The following is a 21,026-nucleotide window of genomic DNA, read 5'->3' as shown; positions in this document are numbered from 1 at the left end:
TCCATCCTGGTTCATTTTCGCCAGTTCCTGTATTGCTGATATACCTGGTCCTGAGGCTGTCCCGATAGTGTTTCTTCAATATTCACTGGCCAGACGGGGGGCTGATTCTGACCGAACAAGGTCCAGGCTGCCTGACGTGCTGCTCCGATGGCGACGTACTCATCGATTTGTGGCAACTCCACATCCATGCCCAGAATCTGAGGTGCATATGCCCTGACTGCCTTGGACTTTGCCCCTCCGCCGACCAGGAGGATTCGCCTGACTTCGGTGCCGAGATGTTTCAGCAATTCCAGGCAGTCGCGTTGTGAACAGAGAAGACCTTCAATAAAGGCGCGAGCCAGGTTCTGCCTGTTTGTGTTTTCCAAGCTCAGTCCATTGATGCTGGCCCTGGCATCCGGACGGTTGGGGGTGCGCTCGCCATCAAAATAGGGGATTAAGGTGATGCCGCCGGCTCCTGGTTCTGACTGGTCGGCAAGATCTGCCAGGCCATCGTAATCAACGCCCATGGCTGCACGGCCGGCATCAAGAATTCTAGAGGCGTTGATTGTGCATGCCAGGGGGAGCCAGTGCCCAGTGGCATCAGCGAAACCTGTGACTGATGCGCTCATATCATATGCGGGAACAGGGCTGATGGCCGCGGCAACTCCGGAAGTGCCCAGAGAGATCGAGACGTCCCCTACTCGCATTGACAGCCCGAGAGCGGTCATGGCATTATCGCCCCCGCCAGGTGCGATGATGCATCCGCCGGGTACCTTCTTGCCTGCGATTCGAGGATCGGCCTTGGCGCCGACCTGATATGGCCCCAGGACCTTGGGAAGGATGACCTTCTCAGCCATTCCGTCAGGAAGGGCCATGCTGAGGAGATCGCGCCGATAAGTGTCGGTTGCTGAGTTGAAGTAACCGGTGCCGGATGCGTCCGACCGGTCCGTGAAGAGGTCAGCCAGGTGTGCGTCATCACCCTTCGCGGCGGCAGGCCCATGTCCGGCAATGGCCCAACTCAACCAGTCATGGGGAAGGCAGATGGCAGCGATTTTATTGGCGTTTTCGGGTTCGTTACGACTAACCCAGTTCACTTTGGTGATGGTTAAAGAGGCGACTGGAGAAGAACCGACCGCTCTGACCCAGCGCTGTCGACCGCGCATATTCGGATCAGCATCCAGGTCCGATTCGGTTCCGCTTTCTTTAGGAGGTCGGCCCAGGCGGATGATCAGCTCCTCGGCGTCAGCTGCAGAACGGGTGTCATTCCAAAGCAGGGCATCGCGAATGACCCGGCCGGTATCGTCCAGGAGGACCATGCCGTGTTGCTGACCGCCCACTGAGATGGCGGAGATATCGTCAAGACCGCCAGCCTCTTGGGCCGCCTTTCTAAAGGCAGTCCACCATGCTTGCGGGTCGATGCTGGTCCCATCGGGATGTGATGCCTTGCCGAAACGAACCATTTGTCCCGTCCTGGCATCCGTGACCCTTACTTTGCAGGATTGCGTCGATGTATCAACTCCTGCCACCAGCACTCTATCCATGGCCGCCTCCTTGCTCGAGCAGATGTATTGCGATTCTTATGCCATCCTACCCTAATCATTAGATGAATGAACTAAGTATTGCTGGATGATATTGACAATGGTAGGTGGAATACTAAAAAACGGTCTGTTTGTTCCTGCCGTCCACGATAGACGTCAATTTTAAGAAGGTCGATTTATGGTTACCTTGCGTTCAATCAATCAGGACGATCTGAGAAATCACAACCTTTCGGTCATTATCAATACCATTCTACGTTCCCCGTCAGCGCTGAGCAGAGCTGATTTGGCCAAAACGACCGGGTTGACCAAAGCTACAATGTCCCTACTGAGCGCACTTCTCTTGAAGAACAAGGTTATAGGGGAGGGGGAGCCGGGGACGACACAGACCAGTTACGGTCGTCCAAGCACGCCTCTATCCATCGCCCATGGGCGATGGGCCGGCATGGGCCTGCAGATCAATACCGATGGTTATGGGTGTCTGGCTCTGGATCTAGATGGAACGCTGATTGATTCAGCCTGGATCGATGACGATATGCGTGAAGCTGATCCTGAAAAGGTCTTTGCCAGCCTGGATGCCTTGGCAAAGCCCATTGAAGGCAGACTCCGCGAGGATAACTATAAATTGGTGGGCTCTGGTCTTGCCCTTCCAGGCTTGGTCACGGGCGATATGCAGTTGCTCATGGCTCGAAACCTAGGATGGGAGCGAATCGACCTTTCCCGATTCGCCTTGGTTCGTCGACTAAACCCCGTGGCGGGCAATGAGGCCCGGTTGGCGGCCTTGGCCCAGATTCCGGGATTTGCGACTCAACGAACAGCAGGTGGGGGAAATGACCTTCTATCGCCGACTGATTCTTTTCTTTACATTTCCACGGATATCGGTATTGGAGGTGCTGTGGTTCGAGGGGGTACCGTCGAAGTGGGCGATCATGGTTTTGCAGGTGAGCTAGGGCACGCTTCTGTGGATCTGAACGGTCCCACTTGCCGGTGCGGGCGGCGGGGATGCCTGGAGACCTATGCCGGTCGCAGGGCCCTGGTCGAAGCTGCGGGCATCGCATCTGGGGCCGAGGCTGTTTCCACTTGGGCGATAAACGAGCTCTACAGACGCTGGCAGCAAGGAGACGACAAAGCCGTCGAAGCTATCGACAGAGGCTTGGACGCCATGATCTCGGTCATCGTCACAGCTATAAATATTGTAGATGTGGATGCCGTTATCTTGGGCGGTTTCTGGCCTAATCTCGGAAGAGATCTTGCACAACGCCTGCAGGAACGGATCAATCGGTTGACCCTGGGCAGGAACGCCGCACCGGTAAGGGTGCTCATGCCCAGCCTGTCTGCCTATCCGGCCCTGCGGGGTGCAGCCTCTGTCGGGCTGCGTAAATTCATCGACAACCCTTTGGGATTCTTTGACAACTAAGTATGGTCAAGACAGGTGTTTATGGCCGATGTACCTGTTTGATTATGATGAGTTATTCGCTCAAGGTGACCGATGGGGTGTCGGTGATCGGATAATAATTGAGTTTGTTCTTGATTTGTTTCTTCCAACGTGACGGTGTATCGATAAATTTTGTTATACCCTTCCATGCTGCCCCGAACGCGACGGAATTGCTTGTTGAAATTGACTTCAAAACGTTGATTTTGGCCCATTTTGACGAAAGCACGCGTTTGGAGAGCTTCAGAAGAAGTGGTTCTTTTAAGTACTCAAACAGTTTCGAATACAACCCGTCCAAGACGATCGTCGGCACATCGCATATATTGACGAAATCAGCCAAAGCTAAACCCAAGTAGTCGGCGGCGCTCGCCACGGCTTTGCTGGCCCGGGTTTCGTTTCGCATCAGGGCGGCAAACAAATTGCCTATGGGGCTGTCCTGGGAAAAACCTGACGCCGCCATTATGGCATTCTGCCCGGCAAATGATTCAAGGCAACCGGTGTTTCCACATGAACATACATTAGTGCCTTCAGCAACATACACGTGGCCGAGTTCCCCTGCCCAACCGTGATAACCTGCATCAAATGAACCGTTCTTCATCAACGCGGCATCGATGCCTGAGCCTCCTGAGACATAGAGAAAGTCGGATAGCGGTTCACCATGTTTATTCCTGAGGTAGTTTTCAGCATATGCCCCGGCGTCCGCCGAATTTAAAAATGAAATTGCCGGCATGTACTTTTTTTCGCGACCTATATGAAGGGAACGAGCGAGGTCAACGTCGGTCCATCCAAGAGTCGGACTGCTGAGAAGATGTGTACCGTTCCTATCGAAGTAACCGTGCAGAGCTGCGGTGACATCGACCACAATCAGATCTGCATTTCTTGCCCTTTCATGCAGATCACTGATTATGCGTCCAACCAAAACAAGTGTTTTAGCTGCCTCTTCTGTTTCGGTCTGCAGATATTGTTGTGCGAGTATTTGACCTGACAGGTCGACGACAGAGGCCTCTATGGAGTCTCTCATAATATCCACGCCTATCGATGCATAGGTGTGCAGAGCCGGAGCCAAGGGGACGGCTGGCCGCCCAGAACCTATGTTTTTCGAGTCCAGTTCCCGGATAATCCCGTACGCGATGAGCTGCTCGACAAGACGCGAGAGTGTCGACCGATTTAAGCCTGTAATTTTTGCCAGATACGCGCGAGAAGGATCAGGAAGCGAACCGGTTATTACAGCCTTGGCGATTATTGCAAGATTGTGGTTGTGCAGGCTGGTCCTGCCTGCTGTATTCAAGACGTTCTTCTTGCTTGCTGCTACGTTGCGCATAGTATTGGATCCTCTTTCAGCCATATATTAAGTATGCACCAAAGTTCAAATATCAGCATTTATTCTCTGCTCAATGGCAAAATACAAAACCTAGGATTAATAAGTTGCACAGTTGGACAAAATGATAAATATAAATTACTATGTTGCATAAAGCAATAATTGCATGATATGACCAAGGAGGGTGATTGTGCAGAAACTGGTAGCCGGAATTGACTCTTCGACACAGTCATGCAAGGTCGTGATTCGCGATATCAATACAGGCAAGCTGGTGCGTTCAGGTGCTGCAAGACATTGCGGAGGAACGGAGGTCAACCCACATGTGTGGCGACATGCTTTGGATGCTGCCCTGCAACAGGCTGGCGGATTAGACGGAGTCGTTGCGCTTTCGATTGCCGGGCAACAGCATGGCATGGTTGCTCTTGATGCTGACGGTCATGTTGTCCGTGATGCCATTCTTTGGAACGATACCAGATCTGCACCGCACGCTTTTGATCTCATCAATGAGCTTGGTGATGGCGACTATGAAAAAGGGAAGCGTAAGTGGGCTGATAGCGTCGGAAGTGTTCCCGTAGCATCACTCACAGTGACGAAACTTCGCTGGATGGCGGAAAAGGAACGTGGCAACTGTGAGCGCACAGCGGCCCTCGCTCTGCCGCATGATTGGCTGACCTGGAATTTTCTAGGGGGCAAGGATATTCATGATCTGGCTACAGATCGTTCAGAGGCTTCTGGAACGGGCTATTACTCTCCGGAGGAAAACGCATACAAATACGACCTGCTTTCATTGGCGGCAGGCAGAAAATTTGCTGAGAAGATTGTGCTCCCCTCTGTAAAAGGTCCGAATCAGGCAGTTTCCAAGACCATAATCAAGGGACACGAGATCACTGTTGGACCAGGGGCAGGTGACAATGCTGCAGCGGCATTCGGTTTAGGACTCAAGCCTGGGGAAATCGCAATGTCTATTGGCACATCAGGCGTTGTCTCCCTCGTCTCGACAAAGGCTACGCACGATCCTCAGGGGTATGTCACCGGATTCGCTGATGCAAGTGGGAAATACCTACCCTTGGTCTGCACTCTTAATGCATCACGGGTTATCGATTGCTTCTGTGCCATGTTGGGAATGGATTATGAGGAATTCTCACGAGCGGCGCTTTCGGCTCCACCTGGTGCTGAAGGGCTAGTTGTTCTTCCGTACTTTGAGGGTGAACGGACTCCCAACTATCCTGATGCCACTGGCGCAATTCATGGTATAACGAACACGAATCTTACGGCTTCCAATCTGGCAAGGGCAGCAATTGAAGGTATGCTGTGCGGAGTTGGCATCGGAATACGGGATATGCAGAAGCTCGGCATATCGGTTACCAAGATTAACCTCATTGGTGGCGGAGCGCGTTCGGAGGCCGTCAGGCGTATAGCCCCATCGGTTTTAGGATTGCCTGTGACTGTTCCGGAGTACAGCGAATATGTTGCAGATGGTGCTGCACGGCAGGCTGCTTGGGTATACGGGGGCAATAAGGAGCCCCCGATATGGACGCCGAACCTTTCCAGTGAATATCAATGTGATTTTTCTCCCTTCATATCCCAGCGATTTGAAGAAGTGTCAGCCTGCTTTATGCACAAAAAAGAAGACAATGCACTTGCTTGAGTGAGTAAAACACTTTTTTCCATAACTAAAAAACAAAGAATGCAACATCAAATAATCAAAGGAGATACGCGATGCGTAACATAATGAAGGCCGCACTTTCCGCTGGTCTTGCCTTGACTTGCCTGGCTTTCTCGGCAGGATGCGGTTCTGGGGGAGTCATCGGCAGCAAAAATGGTGCGAATAGCAAAGCCACAAAAATCGTCCTGGTTGCCAAGCAAGAGGGGATTCCGTGGTTTGATGATATGAGATCCGGGGTTAAGCAATTCTCGGAAGACAACAAAGGCAAGGTTGATGTCAAGCAGATTGCGCCAGATTCAGGCGATTCGGCCAAGCAGGTTCAGATGGTATCCGATCTCATCTCTCAGCAGGTTGATGCCATTGTGGTTGTCCCCAATGATCCGCAGGCACTGAAGCCGGTGATCAAGCAGGCCAAGGCGAAGGGGATAGTAGTAGTGAGCCATGAGGCCAGCAACATCGCAGATGATGTGGATTACGACATCGAAGCTTTCAAGAATGAAGATTTTGGAGTTGCTTTCTGCAAACCTCTTGCAGAGAACATGGGCGGAAAAGGAAAACTGGCAGCGGTTGTAGGCTCAAAGACAATGGAGACCCATATGGCATGGTACAGGGCCTGCAAGAGCATGATGGAAAAGGACTATCCGAATATTCAATTTGTTTCCAGTGAACCATACGAAGATAACAACAATGATGACACGGCTCGCAAAGTTGCCACTGAGATCCTTAACGCGCACCCTGACATCACTGGATTCTTCGGCACATCAGTATCGGCCGGCTCCAATATGGCTGCAGTTCTTAAGGAGCGGAGCAACAGGAATGTCTATGTCTCCACTTTGGGAATCCCCTCGGTGGATATGCCATACATTCAAGATGACTGGGTTCGTTATGCTCAGACATGGCGCCCCAAGGATGCTGGTTATGCGGCTCTTCAACTGGCCTATGACAAGGTTCAAGGTAAGAAGATCGCCAGCGGTATTGATTTGAAAGCCAAGGGTTACGAAAAGTCAGAGGTAAAGGGCCACCAGGTATATGGGGACGCTCCTTTGATCCTCAAAAAGGGCGATTACAAGGACGGTAAGTATCCGTTCTGATTCAACAGGTCATATGTCTGTTGTCGTTTCCAATATTCTTTGCGAAGCAAGGGAATAACAGTGATGAATGCACAATTATCCGCTACAAATATATGCAAAACCTTCGGCGGTGTTCAAGCATTGCGGAGCGTAAATCTCAGCATCAGGAAAGGTGAGGTTCACTGCCTCGTCGGAGAGAATGGGTCAGGGAAATCCACGCTCGTAAATATTCTTTCTGGCGGACTAGTGCCCGACAGCGGCAGTATTCAAGTCGGGAATTCGGAGTTTTCGTCGGTTACGGCACGACAAGCTATAAGTCTTGGGATTGCAGTCATACACCAGGACTTGTCGCTATTCGGAACCATGAATGTCAGAGATAATATCTGCCTGCCCGGTCTGGTTCATCGTAAGCGGTGGATTATCAACTACCGTCGTTGCGACGAAATCGCTTCGAGAGCCCTGGAGCGGATTCATGCGGATATCGATCTGGACGCGCGAGTAGAAAGCCTGTCCATGGCGGCCAAGCAACAGGTCGCCATTGCCAGAGCGCTTGCCCTTGAAGCCCATATCATTTTCATGGATGAGCCAACGACTGCGCTGACGTCCGTTGAAGTACAGAGTTTGCTGGACACCATCCAGAAGCTGAAAGCATCAGGCGTATCCATTATTTTCATTTCTCATAAGTTGGATGAAGTATTTTCCGTGGCAGACAGGATTACTGTATTCCGATCTGGCGAGGTCATTGGTACATACCAATCGGATGGTCTGGATAATCGCAGGTTGTCGGCTTTGATGACAGGTCATGATGTTGTGTTCGGTGATCCAGAGGACCATGTCGTCCGTGAAGCTCAGCCTGTATTGGAGATGAAAAATGTGAGCGCAGCCCGGGTACGCAATGTGAATTTGACAGTCAGACCTGGTGAAATTGTTGGTTTGAGCGGATTGCTGGGCTCAGGTAGAACCGAAACAGCTTTGACCTTATTTGGGCTGAACAAGCTCGAAAAAGGCCATGTCTTTATAAATGGGAAAAAGGTGTCTATCAATAATCCACGGGAGGCAATCGAGGAGGGTATCGCCTTGGTACCCGAAGATAGGCAGGAACAGGGACTGTTCCTTGACAGGACATTGCTTCAGAACAGTGTGGCCAGTGTACTTAAGCCCTTATCTAATTCGCTTGGACTGATTAACGCCAGAAAAGAGCATGAAATTGGTAAAGAGGTGCTGACTGGTCTGAAAGTGAACACCCAGGATCTTTCCATGCTTGCACAATCCCTTTCTGGTGGTAATCAGCAAAAGGTACTGCTTGGCAAGTGGGTTGCCACAAAGCCCAAATTGCTGATATTGGATTCTCCCACCGTAGGTGTGGATGTGGGTTCAAAATCCCAGATTTATGACATTATTCGTCGTTTGGCCGGCCAAGGCATCGCAATACTGGTTATTTCCGACGAAGAGGAAGAATTATTGGCGGTGTGTAACCGTATAGCTATTTTTGTGCAAGGAACAGTGACGACTGAGCTGACGGGAGACCAATTACAACCAGGGTATTCACAGTTATATCGAAATGCTGATAAGAAATCTGATTCCCATGCCAGGGGCTCAAGGCTTGTAAATGAGAAAGGAAGCAATTCCTGATGAGTCAGAAGATCCAGGCAAGGATGCCTCGAATAAAAAAGTTAAATTCCATGGAAATCACACTCCTCTCCATTATCGTGGGTTATTCGGCGATTGTTTCTTTAGTGAATCCTAATTTCCTGACACTGGGAACATTCGCTGATCTGACCCGTAATGGGACTGGAATGGCAATACTGGCTGCCGGGGTGTATATGATTATGATTTCCGGCGGCATTGATGTGTCTTTCCCGGCTGTGGCTATTACGTCAGGATATTCAGCTGTACTCCTATCCTTGGCATTCCATATAGACTCACTGCTGGCGATACTGCTAATAGCAGCCGTCATCGGCGCCATTCTCGGTGTCTTTAACGCGTTGCTTGTGTATTGGTTATCACTGCCTACTTTCATTGTCACGCTAGGTACATCCTCAGTCTTTTACGGACTGATGGCTACGGTTTTGGGTACGAAACCCGTGACGATTAGCGAGATGCCCAAGTCCCTCCTAGATTTTGGCGCATGGAATGTCGTCTCATTCACCAGCAAAGGACAAAGCAGCGGTATAGCGGGTTTCTTCCTTATAGCTGTTCTCATCTATATCGCCTTGTGGTTCATCATGAACCATACAACATTGGGGCACAGCATTTATGCCTTGGGCAATTCAGAGGAATCAGCACGACGGGCAGGTCTGTCGCCCTTGAAAATCAAGCTTTTCATCTATCCTTTGATGGGCGTTCTTTCAGCTTTGATGGCGATCATTTCCTTCGGAAATCTCAAATTTGTTGATCCAACCAGCATCATGGGCACAGATATGACAGTGATAGCTGCTGTGGTGATTGGCGGGACCAGGATTACTGGAGGATCCGGTACGTTGCTGGGGACATTCCTTGGAGTGACGCTTGTGCAGTTGTTGAATAATACTCTTGTGCTTCTTGGGATTCAGTCTTCCTGGAACAACCTCTTTATCGGAGCCGTCATGGTTTGCGCGGTCGTTGCCATTTACTACGGCGAAAAGCGCCGTAACCTTCGAAGCATGTCCTTCCTGGGATGAGGGATGAGGATTATATTATGGGACAAAAATCAAGTGAATTGAAAGTAAATCGTATAAGTGGTATCCTACGGTCATTGGTTGTTAGGCTTGATAGACCGAGCAAAGTGCTGTATTGCTCGGTACTGGTTGTCTGCATCGGGTTCTACATATTGCTCGGCAACAGTCTTTATAATGTAGGAACACTCCAATCCATGGGCTTCCAGGTAGGCGAGTTTATGTTCCTAGCTCTTGCCATGGGGACAGTTATGCTGACGGGCGGTATCGATTTGTCCGTGGTGGCCAACATGAACGTCGCGGCAATCATCGTGGCTTGGTTCCTATCGGGTAGTGAAGTCGGACGTGCAGGCTCAGTTGGATTGTCGATTGCCATTGCCATTGTGTTGGGAATCCTATCCACGATCCTATGCGGCGTTATGAACGGGTGTCTGGTTTCATTTGCCGGCGTCAACCCCATCGTCGCTACCCTAGGTACTCAGCTGTTGTTCACTGGAGTGGCTTCTGCATCGACTAATGGATCTTCCGTTGCTGTTTCAGTTGCTGACTATTCCACACTTGGAACCGCGACCATACTGGGCATTCCCGTAGTTTTCCTGATTGGCTTGGTGAGCTATGGCATCATTGCCTGGATTACGAGTCGCACGCGTTACGGCCGTGAACTATACTCATATGGTTCAAACCCTGTTGCATCGCTTTTTTCTGGTCACAGAGTGAACCGTACCTTGATACTTACCTATGCTCTTTCAGGTATATTCGTAGGATTGGCTGCTTTTGTCATGGTAGCCAGGGTTAATTCAGCTCGTGTTGGCTTCGGAGGCACGTACCTGTTGCAGGCTCTGCTTGTTGTTGTGTTGGCAGGATTTGATCCATTCGGTGGTAGGGGCAAATTCAGCAATCTGCTTTTAGCGGTCATTATGCTTCAGGTTTTGCAAACAGGGTTTACCATTTTGAACTTCTCGCCTTTTGTTAAAAATTTGGCCTGGGGTTCTGCTCTGATCATAGTCATGGTCATTAGCAGAGCTCTGGAGCTCAGAGCAAAGCACACTCAAAAGGTCAAGTAGAAGGGTTCGCTTCGGTGACATCGAACATCGAAAAATCATCGGAAAATGATTGGATAATGAAATGACAATGGACAGCGAGCAGACAGAGTCAATACTTGATGAACTAAAACAGACTTTTGATAGTATGGATTACACGAATGTCGACTCTTTCATTCAAATGCTTAAGAAAGCACGGCATATTGTTTGTGCTGGAGTAGGTCGTGAGGGATTGACCTGTAGGGCTTTCTGTATGCGCTTGATGCATCTGGGCTTTGACAGCCATTGGGTATGGGATGACACGGCACCGGCTCTTGGACCTGGTGATTTATTTGTCTTTACCTGTGGATCTGGAGAGATTGCGCATCTCCTCACAATTGCCCGCCTAGCCAAGGACGCGGGCGCTTCAGTCGTTTGTTGCACCGGCGTTCCTGGGAGTACGGCCGCATCTGTAGCAGATTTGACTATCTTCATCCCGGCAACCGTATTCAAAGGTCAGGGTGACTTGGTTCCCTCCCTACAACCGATGGGAACTTTGTGGGAAACAGCGTCATGGGTATTCTTTGATTCTCTTGTCTATGAAATACACAAGGAAGAAGGCATAAGTTACTCATCAATGACGAAGCGACATAGGAACTACGAGTAATTTCTCCAATCTCTAATGATTTACCCGGTCTTTATCTGAATTTCAGGTTGCTCCGGCAATCTGAGAATATTCATCTAGGGCATTCCTTTGATGAATAATCGGTCCTGGAGGCCGGGTTTTTCATGGGGAAAGATTGTTGTCCTAATGTTCTCCTGCAGTTGTCAATAGTATTCCGATTTTCCACCGGCTGTGTGAAGACCTGAAGTTGCCCCTCACCCCCCGAGACGAGACTGGTTTGCAGTGTTCAAAAGTTTGTTGCTGAGGAACGAGTTCAGGACGAAACAGTGGGTTAGCTGCTATTCGCAACTAGAGCCCCTGTATGCGGTAGAACCGCCTTTGTCTAGGTGGTTAAGGCAGAGACAGTTAATACCAGATTGTTGCAGTACTAGTCGGCGGTTGGTCTCTCCAGCCCTTTGAAGACGAAGAGGGCGTGGGCGTCTCCGCCCTGTAGGCGTTTCAGATAGGTTCGCGCCCGGGACATGCGTTCCACAGTGGTCTGGGCCAGCGGAGCTGGGAGTTGCCCGGGGTCGAACCAGCCGACTGACAGGCTCTCCTCGTCACCCACAAAGGGATCGGCATTGCCGTTGGGGTCGGGCCTGCAGATGAACAGATGATCCATATACATGGTCCGGTCACCGTTGGCATAGGTGACCACCTCCCGGGAGGATGTGACCGCCGCCAGGTCGGTGACGATCACATCCACCCCGGTCTCCTCCCTGACCTCGCGGACCACGGTGTCAGCCGGGTCCTCGCCCGGTTCGTTGATCCCGTAGACCAGGGCCCACTGGCCGGTGTCCGAGCGCCGACCCAGCAGGACGCGGCCCCGGTCGTCACTGACGAAGGCCGTCACGCCGTTCAGCCAGAGCAGGTCATGGCCTATGGACCGGCGCAGTTCGAGCACGAATTCGGGAGTGGGCATATGTCAGTCCCGGTCCGGGTCGGCCAGCGCAGCCCGCTGCGCCATCCAGGCCTCCACCTCTTCCACGGTCTTGGGGATTCCTGCAGACAGCCACTGGGGTCCCTGCTCGGTCATGAGCACGTCGTCCTCCACGCGTACGCCGAGGCCGCGGAACTCCGGTGGCACCAGCAGGTCGTTCTCCTTGAAGTAGAGTCCGGGCTCGATGGTGAAGATCATCCCAGGGGTGATGGGGGCACCCTGGTAGGACTCGTACCTGGCCTCCGCGCAGTCGTGCACGTCCAGACCCAGGTGGTGGGCGCATCCGCAGGCGTGCCAGCGGCGGTGCTGCTGGCCCTGGGGGGAGAGGGACTCCTCCACGCTGACCTTGAGGATGCCCCACTCGTGCAGTGTTTCGGCCAGCACCCGCATGACGGCATGGTGGATGTCCGAGTAGGTGGCGCCGGGCTTGGCGGCCTCAAAGCCGGCCTGCTGGGCCTTGAGCACGGTCTGGTAGATCCGCTTCTGCAGGGGGCTGAAGGTGCCGCCTACGGGGAAGGTGCGGGTGATGTCGGCCGTGTAGAGGCTGTTGACCTCCACGCCGGCGTCGATCAGGAGCAGGTCGCCCTTCTGGACAGTCCCGTCGTTGCGCATCCAGTGCAGGATGGGGGCGTGCTTGCCCGAGGCGATGATGGACCCGTAGCCCACGTCATTGCCCTTCTCGCGGGCGTTGGCGTTGAAGACGCCCTCCAGCATCCGCTCAGAGCGGGGCTTGCCCACCACCTGGGGCAGGTGGGTCAGGATCCTGTCGAACCCGTCCTTGGTGGCGGCGATGGCCTTGCGCATCTCGCTGACCTCATAGTCGTCCTTGATCATGCGGGCCTCGGAGGTGAACTCCTCGAGCTTGTCGTCGGCTTCCTCATTGCGGTCCGGACCACCGATGCCGTTGGCCTTGCGGGCGGCCTCCACCTGGTTCAGGACCTCCTGGTCGGCGGTGCGGATCACACGCAGCTTGACCGCACCCTGGTCCGGTCCCAGATCCTTGGCGATGGCGTCAGGGAAAGAGGCGATGTCCTTGGTGGGGATGCCGGTCATGACGGCCAGCTCCCGCAGCCCGGCCCGGGGACCCACCCAGTACTCCCCGTACTGTGAGGACCGGTAGTAGTCGCGGGTGGACTGATCGGCCCGGGGATGGACGAAGAGCTCAGGGGTATGGGTCAGGCCCTTGGCGGCCTCGGGACTGTCGGGGTCCACCGGGTCCAGGACCAGGATGGCTCCGGGTTCGTAGTCCTCGCCCAGGCCCGTGTAGTAGGCGAAGGTGGTGTCTGGGCGGAAGGCGTAGTCGTTGTCGTTGTTTCGGGTCTTGTAGGATCCGGCGGGGATGACCAGGCGTTCGCCAGGGAAGCGTTTACCCAGCTCACGCAGGCGGCGCTCGGTGTATTTGCTGGACTCTAGCGGCTCGATCTGCGGCTCCTGGGGCTGCCAGCCGGTGGTCATGAACTCCTGGAAGGCGGGGGAGTTGGGGCGCAGGGTGCGGTTGTTCACCCGGTCCTCCATATTCTGCTCATCCAGGTCCACGTTCTTGGGATCGGCGTCTCCTTGTAGATGCTCCTGAGCGGATGCGGTCACGTCCAGCCTCCTTGAAATTCCGGTTCTGACTATGTTGGTTCCATGGTAGTGCGTTCGGCCGATGTGACAGTCGGCTGTTTCGGCCCTCAATCGGGGTCGGTCGCGCATAGAATGGGCGGGAAGCATCCACAGCCAGCAGGAGGCGCAGGCAGAATATGTCATTCGAACACCCCAACAGCAAGGGTCAGGATATTCGCGATGTCGAGCGGGCCATCATGGCGCGTCCCGCCGAGCATGACAGCCCCAATCTGGACTTGGACAGGATGGGGATGATGCTGGACCTGCTGGGCCACCCCGAGCACAGCTTCCGGGTCATCCACGTCACAGGGACCAACGGCAAGGGGTCCACGGCGCGGATGGCCGAGGCTCTGGTGCGGGCCTACGGTCTGCGCACCGGGCTCTATACATCGCCCCACCTGGAGCGGATCAACGAGCGGATCGCCATCGACGGCAAGGAGCTTTCAGACGAGGACTTCGTAGACCTTTACCAGCAGATCGAGGATTTCATCGCCATGGTGGATGACCGCTTCGCCCAGCAGGGCAGGGCTCCCATGAGCTTCTTCGAGGTCCTGACCGCCATGGCCGTCTGGGCCTTCGCCGACGCCCCCGTGGATGTGGCCATTGTTGAGGTGGGGATGGGCGGCCGCTGGGATGCCACCAACGTCCTCGACGGGGATGCCTCCATCATCGGGCCGGTGGACATGGATCACATGCAGTGGCTGGGGGATACGGTCGAGCAGATAGCAGGGGAGAAGGCCGGGATCATCAAGCCCAAGTCCACGGTCATCGTCGGAGCCCAGCCCCATGAGGATGCCGTCATGCCCATCATCGAGCAGGCCGTGCGTGAGCAGGGCGCCCCGACCCTCTTAAGGGATGGCAACGAGCTGGAGGTGGTCTCCCGCATGCCCGCAGTTGGCGGTCAGGTGGCCACCTTGCGCACGCCCCAGGGACTCTACAAGGATGTGCCCATCGACAAGTTCGGCGAGCACCAGGCCCACAACGCCCTGGCGGCCTTGGCGGCGGCCGAGACCGTCATCCCCGTCAACGGGGCCCTGGACCAGGATCTGGTGGCCGAGGCCCTGAGCCAGGTGCGCATCCCCGGACGGATCGAGCAGGTGCGCACCTCACCCACCATCATCATCGATGGTGGGCACAACCTGAACGCGGCCCAGTCCCTGCGGGCGGCCATCGAGGAGAACTACGACTTCAAGCAGCTGGTGGGCGTGATCTCCATGATGGCCGACAAGCAGGTGGAGGACTATCTGGGCATACTGGAGCCCGTGCTGGACAGCGTCGTGGTCACCGAGAACTCCTGGAAAGGCCGGGTCATGCCGGCCGAGGATCTGGAGCGGGTCGCCGTCCGGGTCTTCGGGCCAGACCGGGTGGTCCGGCGCGACAGGATGCCCGACGCCATCCAGACCGCCGTCGACATGGTCGACAGCGAGGACCAGACCGGCGTGGGCTATGGCCGAGGGGTGCTGATCTGCGGCAGCTTCGTCACCGCCGGCGACGCCCGCACCCTGCTGGCCGAGCGTCCCAACCCCGATCTGGCCAAGCCTAAGGCGGAGCGCGCCTGATGTATCTCAAGGAGCTGACCCTCAAGGGCTTCAAGTCCTTCGCCTCGGCCACCACCCTGCGCTTCGAGCCGGGCATCACCGCTGTGGTGGGCCCCAACGGATCAGGCAAATCCAATATCGTCGACGCCCTGGCCTGGGTCATGGGCGAGCAGGGGGCCAAGAGCCTGCGTGGCGGATCCATGGAGGACGTCATCTTCGCAGGCACCTCCTCCAGGCCGCCGCTGGGCCGGGCGCAGGTCAGCCTGACCATCGACAACACCGACCGGACCTTGGACATCGACTACACCGAGGTCACCATCAGCCGGACCATCTACCGCAACGGCAGGTCCGAATACGCCATCAACGGGTCAGACTGCCGCCTGCTGGACATCCAGGAGCTGCTCAGCGACACCGGGTTGGGCCAGCAGATGCACGTCATCGTCGGTCAGGGGCGGCTGGATGCCATCCTGCGGGCTGATCCGGCCGGCCATCGGGCCTTCATCGAGGAGGCGGCCGGCATCCTCAAGCATCGCAAGCGCAAGGAGCGGGCCCTGCACAAGCTGGCCAACACCGAGGCCAACCTGTCCCGCCTGGACGACCTGATCGGCGAGATTCATCGGCAGCTGGGGCCGCTGGGCCGCCAGGCCAAGGTCTCCCGCAGGGCCGACATGATCCAGGTCAGCCTGCGGGACGCCCAGGCCCGCATCCATGCCGACGACGCCCTGACCTCGCAAAAGAAGCTGGAGGATCTGCGATCGCGGTTGGTTCAGACCCGGGGGCAGCTGGCCAGGGGGCAGGAGGACCTGACCAGGGTCAAGCTGCGCATCGAACAGCTGGAGGGGCTGGACCGACAGTCCAGTCCGGCCCTGGAGGCGGTCAACCAACAGTGGAACGACCTGACCAAGCTGGGTGAGCGGGCCGGGTCCCTGGCATCCTTGGCCAGGGAGCGCAGCCGTTCGCTGGAGGCCGGCATGGTGGCCGACCAGGGGCAGGATCCCGGGGTGCTCAGGCGGCGGGCCGACGAACTCAGGGGCCAGGCCGACCAGGAGGAGGGCCAGGTCGGAGCCGACCGGATCGCCCTGGATGGCTGCGTTCAAGCCCGTGCGGATCTGGAGCGGCGGCTGGCCGCTCACCGGCAGACCATGACCGAGCTGCGGCAGGCTGCCAGAAAGCGGCAGGCTCGGCTGGGCGACCTGACGCAGCTGGTGGCCAAGGAGGAATCGGCCCTGGAACTTTCCAGGCAGCGCGAGCGTGACCTGATTCGACAGCGGGATCAGGTCAGGGAGGGTCTGGAGCGTGCCAGAAACCGGGTGCGGGACCTGGACAGCCAGGAGGAGAGCCCTGACCAGGACGGCAGACAGGCCCTGGACCAGGCAGGCCGGGTCAGGGACCAGGCCCGCAGCAGGCTCAACGACCTCCAGGAGCACGAACGTCGCATTCAGTCCGATGCCATCTCGGCCCAGGCCAAGGCTGATGCCCTGGCGGACACTCTGGACCATCGCGGCGCCGGCGAGGCCCTGTCTCAGGCCGGGGATCCGGCCCTGCTGGGTCAGCTGACCGACTTCGTCTGCGTGGAGGAGGGTTGGGAGGAGCCCCTGGCCCAGGCCCTGCACGACTATGCCTCGGCCCTGGTGGCCAAGGACGGCCAGACGGTCGATCAGAGCCTGGAGCGAGCGCGCCGGGACCGTCTGGGACGTGCCGCGCTGATCTCGGCATCAGGCCCGCTCGAGGGGGCAGGTGTAAAGCCGGGCGATGGCCCCTGGCGGTCGGCCGCCGACCTGGTAGCCCTGCGGGAGCATCCTGCCGATTCTGTCCGGGCCCAGGGGGTGCTGGAAGCTGTCCGCAGTCTGCTGGCCTCCACAGCTGTCGTCGATGACGCCGATCAGGCCCGCCGTGCCCTGGAGGACGGATGGCAGCAGGCGCTGACCCGCCCGGGCGACATCTATGACCGGGTAGGTGCTGTAGGCGGATCCGCCCCGGCCACCAGCGGCCTGGCCTTGACCGCACGCAGGGATAAGGCCCTGGAGCAGGTGGAGGCCCTCCAGGAGGAATCCAAGGCACTGCAGCCGCAGATGGATGCGGCCCGGGCCGCCCTTGAGCAGGCTGAGCAGCAGCTGCAGGAGGCGCGCAACCAGTGCACCGAGGCCCGGATCAAGGCCGAGCAGGCCGCCCGGGAGTTGGCCACTGCCCGCAAGGAATCGGATCGGGCACAGGCCGGGGTCAAGGATCTGGATGACCGGCTGGCCCAAGTGCGCGACCAGGTGCGCACCCACGAACTCAAACTGGAGGATTTCAAGTCAGGCCTGGCCCGCGCCCAGGAGGACGGGGGGTCCGACCCTGATGACCCGGAGGGCATGGAAGACCGGCAGCATGAATTGGAGACGGCCCTGGACCAGGCCCGCACCGCCGAGATGGAGGCCAAGCTGACCTGGACCGAGAGCGACCGGCGGCATGCCTCCCTGCTGCGGCAGATTGATCTGCTGCGGGATCAGGCCGACCAGGCCGAACGCCATCGTCAGCGGATAGGCGAGGAGAACCGTCGTCGCAAGGCAGGCATGGCCTCCCTGGGGCTTATCGCGCTCAGGGCCGACCTGCTGACCCAGCTGATCAAGGGGAGGATGGATCATGCGGCCCGCCGCCGGGATCAGCTCAGGGCCAAGGCTTCGGCCCATGACAAGGAGCTGACCGATCTGCGGGCCAGCAGGGATGCTCTGGAACCCAAGGTGGCCGGTCTGCGCCAGGATGAGCACGGTCTGGATCTGGAGCGGGAGCGCCTGGCCGGTGAGGACGGCCGCCTGCGTCAGCGCATCCAGGATGACCTGGGCATGGAGCCCGAGGAGCTGATCCGCGAATACGGCCCCGATCGTCCGGTGCCCGTCCTGGACGACGAGGGCAATCCGGTGCCCCTGGACCAGGAGGGGACGGAGGAAGACGGGGATACGCCAGCCTTCAAAACAGTGCCCTACCAGCGTGGTGAGCAGGAGAAGCGGCTGGCCAAGGCCAAGCGGGACCTGGCCGCCCTGGGCAAGGTCAACCCGCTGGCCACCGAGGAATACGAGGCCCTGGAGTCCCGCAACCGCTACCTGCACGAGCAGCGTCAGGATGTGATAGGTTCCCGGGACGATCTGATGGCCCTGGTCAAGGATCTGGATTCGACCATGGTCACGGTCTTCAAGGAGGCCTTCGACGACACCGCCCAGGCCTTCGAACGCATCTTCGCCACCCTCTTCCCCGGCGGGCGCGGGCGGCTGCGGCTGGAGGACCCGGACGACCTGCTGACCACCGGCGTTCTGGTCGAGGCCAGCCCGGCCGGCAAGAAGGTCCGCAGGCTCTCCCTGCTCTCGGGCGGGGAGCGGTCGCTGACGGCCCTGGCCCTGCTCCTGGCCATCTTCACGGCCCGGCCCAGCCCCTTCTACGTCATGGACGAGGTCGAGGCCGCCCTGGACGACGTCAACCTGACCAGGCTGCTCAAGGCCTTCGAACAGCTGCGGGAGCATGCCCAGCTGATCATCATCACCCACCAGCAGCGGACCATGGGCATCGCCGACGCCCTATACGGGGTCACCATGCGGGGGGACGGGGTGACGGCCGTCATCTCCCAGCGGTTGAAGGATCCGGATCGTTCCGGTCGCGAAGAGCCCGAGCCCGATCAAGGGTGACCTGTGCCAGGACCGCCTGGGAGTCCACGATGGGCAGCTGCGGCATGGGGTAGGCCTCGTTGAGCACCGAGAGCTCGGTGCAGCCCAGCAGGACCGAATCGCAGTGGTAGTCGTTCAGGAAAGCCTGGAGGACGCTCAGGTAGCGGTCCCGGTCCAGTCGCCCTTCCTTGACGTCGTCGTAGATCAGCGCGCTCACCCGGTCCTGCAGGGCCTGGTCCGGGTCCACCAGCCGGTAGCCGGCGCTGTCGGCCGGGCCCTGGTAGATGGCGGCATGGCGGGACCCCTCGGTGCCCATGTACCCCATGCGCGGATGGGATTTCGCGGGATAGTGCCGATCTGCCCAGTCGATGGTGGCCTGGGGCATGCTCAGAATGGGCACTGGGGTCAGGGCCTGGAGCCTGGGCAGAATCTGATGGGCGGTGTTGCAGGCCATGACCATGAAGGAGGCGCCTATGGCTGTGGCCTGGTGCACGTCCTCGGCCAGATAGGGGAAGGGGTCATCCTTGCTGCGGCCTAGGATGAAGTCGGTGCGGTCGGGAACGGTGGCGTGGTTGAAGACCACGTAGTCCAGAAAGTCCTGGTCCCGGTGCGCCCCGGTCAACCGGTCCAGCACCCGTACGAAACTCTCGGTGGCCAGCGTGCCCATGCCGCCCAGGACGACGAAGAAGTTCCTCATGCCAGTGTCCTTTTGTCACGGAAGTAGCGCCGGTAACGACGCCGATAGATCGCAAACATGTGTCGAATCAGCAGCCAGCGCTTGAAGTTGCGGTCCTTGCCGTACTCCAGGGTGGTGCCCCAGTCCCCGCGGCGAATCATGGCCATGGCCTGCCGCTTGTCCTCGGATTCGGCGCAGTATTTGCGGAAGATGTCCTTGGGGATCTCCATCCAGAGGCGATGCCCCCGGCCGAAGACGGTGCGTCCGTTGAAGGGGGTGTCCAGAACCAGGTCGTCCACGAAGTAGCGGGCCAGGTTGAAGCCGTTCAGGGTGACCACGTAACTGCTGCGGCCCTGGCGCAGATTGATCTCGAAGAGCTTGTAGACGCCGTCGCGCGGGTCGTATTTCATGTCGAAGTTGGCCACACCGCTGTATTTGATGTCCTCGAGGAAGGCCTTGATCCGGTCGAAGATGTCCTGGTTGTAGTCGGGGATGATTGCCGCGTAGTTGCCCACGGCCTCGGGCGCGGGATCCTCCAGCAGGGGATGGCCCAGGAACATCATGCGCACCCGGTGGTGACGGTCCACGTAGGCATTGAGCACCCTCATATTGTCATCGCCCCCGGGCACGAAGTCCTGGATGACCATCTGAGAGGTGTACCCGGCCTGGTAGGACCTGCGGATCATGGTGTCCAGCTCATCCGGGTTGCTGAAGATGAAGGCCTTCTTCCTGCCCGGGAAGTCGATGCCCAGCCACTCGTCGCTGTCCGCGGGTTTCATGGCCACCGGGTAGTCGAAGGGCAGGTTGCGGTGGCGGCCGGCTTTGACGTCGTCGGCGTCCACCGAAACAGTCTTCGGGTGGGGCAGGTCATAGCGGTCGCAGAGCTCATAGAATGAGGATTTGAGCGAGAGGGACCGGTTCAGTTTCTTGTCGATGGCGTTGAAGACGAACCGCTCGCGCAGGGGCTCGCCGAACTCGTCCAGCAGGTTGGCGTAGGTGTCCCCGCAGGGCAGCAGGAGCAGGGTGGCCCCTGGGTGGTCCCGGTGATAAGCGTCGGCCCAGTCGTTCAGGGTGGACACGAAGACCTCGGGATTGGTGAAGTCGTGGACCAGATGCAGGTCCAGGATCCTGCTGTACTTGGTGGGGGAGAGCTGGTAGTGGCCGAATGCGGTGGAGACCAGGCCGTAGGCCTCGTGGAAGGCTCGCGCCATCCCGTAGGTGTTGATGTCGGTACCCAGTATGACCGGTTGGAATTCTTTCATGTTTTTGAAACCACCTACCATGTGCTCGTG

The 21,026-nt window shown here is 57.3% G+C and carries 15 protein-coding genes; 9 read left to right on the top strand and 6 right to left on the bottom strand.

The window, feature by feature from the left end:
• Window positions 1–11: 11 nt before the first annotated feature.
• Window positions 12–1,520: a xylulokinase gene (locus H3U89_RS00770; protein ID WP_198179055.1), complete on the bottom strand. Its 1,509-nt coding sequence runs from the start codon at window positions 1,518–1,520 to the stop codon at window positions 12–14.
• A gap of 175 nt (window positions 1,521–1,695) precedes the next feature.
• Here H3U89_RS00770 and H3U89_RS00765 point away from each other — a divergent pair, with 175 nt between their 5' ends.
• A complete protein-coding gene (locus tag H3U89_RS00765; protein WP_198179057.1) occupies window positions 1,696–2,931 on the top strand; it encodes an ROK family protein in 1,236 nt (411 codons plus the stop codon).
• A gap of 52 nt (window positions 2,932–2,983) precedes the next feature.
• Here the strand turns inward: H3U89_RS00765 and H3U89_RS00760 are convergent, their stop codons facing one another.
• Window positions 2,984–4,267 carry an ROK family protein gene (locus H3U89_RS00760; RefSeq protein WP_198205951.1) on the bottom strand — a complete coding sequence of 428 codons (1,284 nt, stop codon included), beginning with the start codon at window positions 4,265–4,267 and terminating at the stop codon, window positions 2,984–2,986.
• A 187-nt stretch (window positions 4,268–4,454) separates the two neighbouring features.
• Here H3U89_RS00760 and H3U89_RS00755 point away from each other — a divergent pair, with 187 nt between their 5' ends.
• From H3U89_RS00755 to H3U89_RS00730, 6 genes are all read left to right on the top strand, one after another.
• Window positions 4,455–5,912: a xylulokinase gene (locus H3U89_RS00755; RefSeq protein ID WP_198179061.1), complete on the top strand. Its 1,458-nt coding sequence runs from the start codon at window positions 4,455–4,457 to the stop codon at window positions 5,910–5,912.
• Window positions 5,913–5,983: 71 nt separating this feature from the next.
• Window positions 5,984–7,021 carry a substrate-binding domain-containing protein gene (locus H3U89_RS00750; protein WP_198179063.1) on the top strand — a complete coding sequence of 346 codons (1,038 nt, stop codon included), beginning with the start codon at window positions 5,984–5,986 and terminating at the stop codon, window positions 7,019–7,021.
• Between the two features lie 63 nt (window positions 7,022–7,084).
• Complete coding sequence (locus H3U89_RS00745) at window positions 7,085–8,632, top strand: sugar ABC transporter ATP-binding protein (RefSeq protein WP_198179065.1); 1,548 nt, start codon at window positions 7,085–7,087, stop codon at window positions 8,630–8,632.
• Window positions 8,632–9,660 carry an ABC transporter permease gene (locus H3U89_RS00740; protein ID WP_198179067.1) on the top strand — a complete coding sequence of 343 codons (1,029 nt, stop codon included), beginning with the start codon at window positions 8,632–8,634 and terminating at the stop codon, window positions 9,658–9,660. Before H3U89_RS00745 ends, H3U89_RS00740 begins: the two co-directional genes overlap by 1 nt.
• Window positions 9,657–10,718, top strand: coding sequence for an ABC transporter permease (locus H3U89_RS00735; RefSeq protein WP_232345393.1), 1,062 nt, complete (start codon window positions 9,657–9,659; stop codon window positions 10,716–10,718). The genes H3U89_RS00740 and H3U89_RS00735 overlap by 4 nt, the downstream gene beginning before the upstream one ends.
• Window positions 10,719–10,785: 67 nt before the next feature.
• A complete protein-coding gene (locus H3U89_RS00730) occupies window positions 10,786–11,340 on the top strand; it encodes an SIS domain-containing protein (protein ID WP_198179069.1) in 555 nt (184 codons plus the stop codon).
• Window positions 11,341–11,725: 385 nt separating this feature from the next.
• On the opposite strand, the gene H3U89_RS00725 is transcribed toward H3U89_RS00730, so the two are convergent.
• Entirely contained in the window at window positions 11,726–12,259 is a 534-nt protein-coding gene (locus H3U89_RS00725; protein WP_198179071.1) for an NUDIX hydrolase, read from the bottom strand.
• Window positions 12,260–12,262: 3 nt separating this feature from the next.
• Window positions 12,263–13,864, bottom strand: coding sequence for an aminopeptidase P family protein (locus H3U89_RS00720; RefSeq protein WP_198179073.1), 1,602 nt, complete (start codon window positions 13,862–13,864; stop codon window positions 12,263–12,265).
• Between the two features lie 155 nt (window positions 13,865–14,019).
• On the opposite strand from H3U89_RS00720, the gene H3U89_RS00715 reads away from it, so the two are divergent.
• Window positions 14,020–15,441 (top strand): bifunctional folylpolyglutamate synthase/dihydrofolate synthase, encoded by a 1,422-nt coding sequence (locus tag H3U89_RS00715; protein ID WP_045935216.1) that lies wholly within the window; start codon window positions 14,020–14,022, stop codon window positions 15,439–15,441.
• The gene (gene smc, locus H3U89_RS00710) at window positions 15,441–19,079 is read left to right on the top strand and encodes a chromosome segregation protein SMC (RefSeq protein WP_198179076.1); all 3,639 of its coding nucleotides are present in this window, start codon (window positions 15,441–15,443) and stop codon (window positions 19,077–19,079) included. The genes H3U89_RS00715 and smc overlap by 1 nt, the downstream gene beginning before the upstream one ends.
• Here smc and H3U89_RS00705 read toward each other — a convergent pair.
• Together H3U89_RS00705 and H3U89_RS00700 are read right to left on the bottom strand one after the other, a co-directional pair.
• Window positions 19,012–19,755, bottom strand: a complete 744-nt coding sequence (locus H3U89_RS00705; protein WP_198179078.1) for an aspartate/glutamate racemase family protein — start codon at window positions 19,753–19,755, stop codon at window positions 19,012–19,014. The two genes, smc and H3U89_RS00705, sit on opposite strands and share 68 nt — an antisense overlap.
• Window positions 19,752–20,996, bottom strand: a complete 1,245-nt coding sequence (locus H3U89_RS00700; protein WP_269748830.1) for a carboxylate--amine ligase — start codon at window positions 20,994–20,996, stop codon at window positions 19,752–19,754. The genes H3U89_RS00705 and H3U89_RS00700 overlap by 4 nt, the downstream gene beginning before the upstream one ends.
• Between the last annotated feature and the right edge of the window lie 30 nt (window positions 20,997–21,026).

Source organism: Bifidobacterium sp. W8104 (assembly GCF_016100735.1).
Lineage (GTDB): Bacteria > Actinomycetota > Actinomycetes > Actinomycetales > Bifidobacteriaceae > Bombiscardovia > Bombiscardovia choladohabitans.
This window is presented reverse-complemented; position numbering and strand designations above follow the sequence as displayed.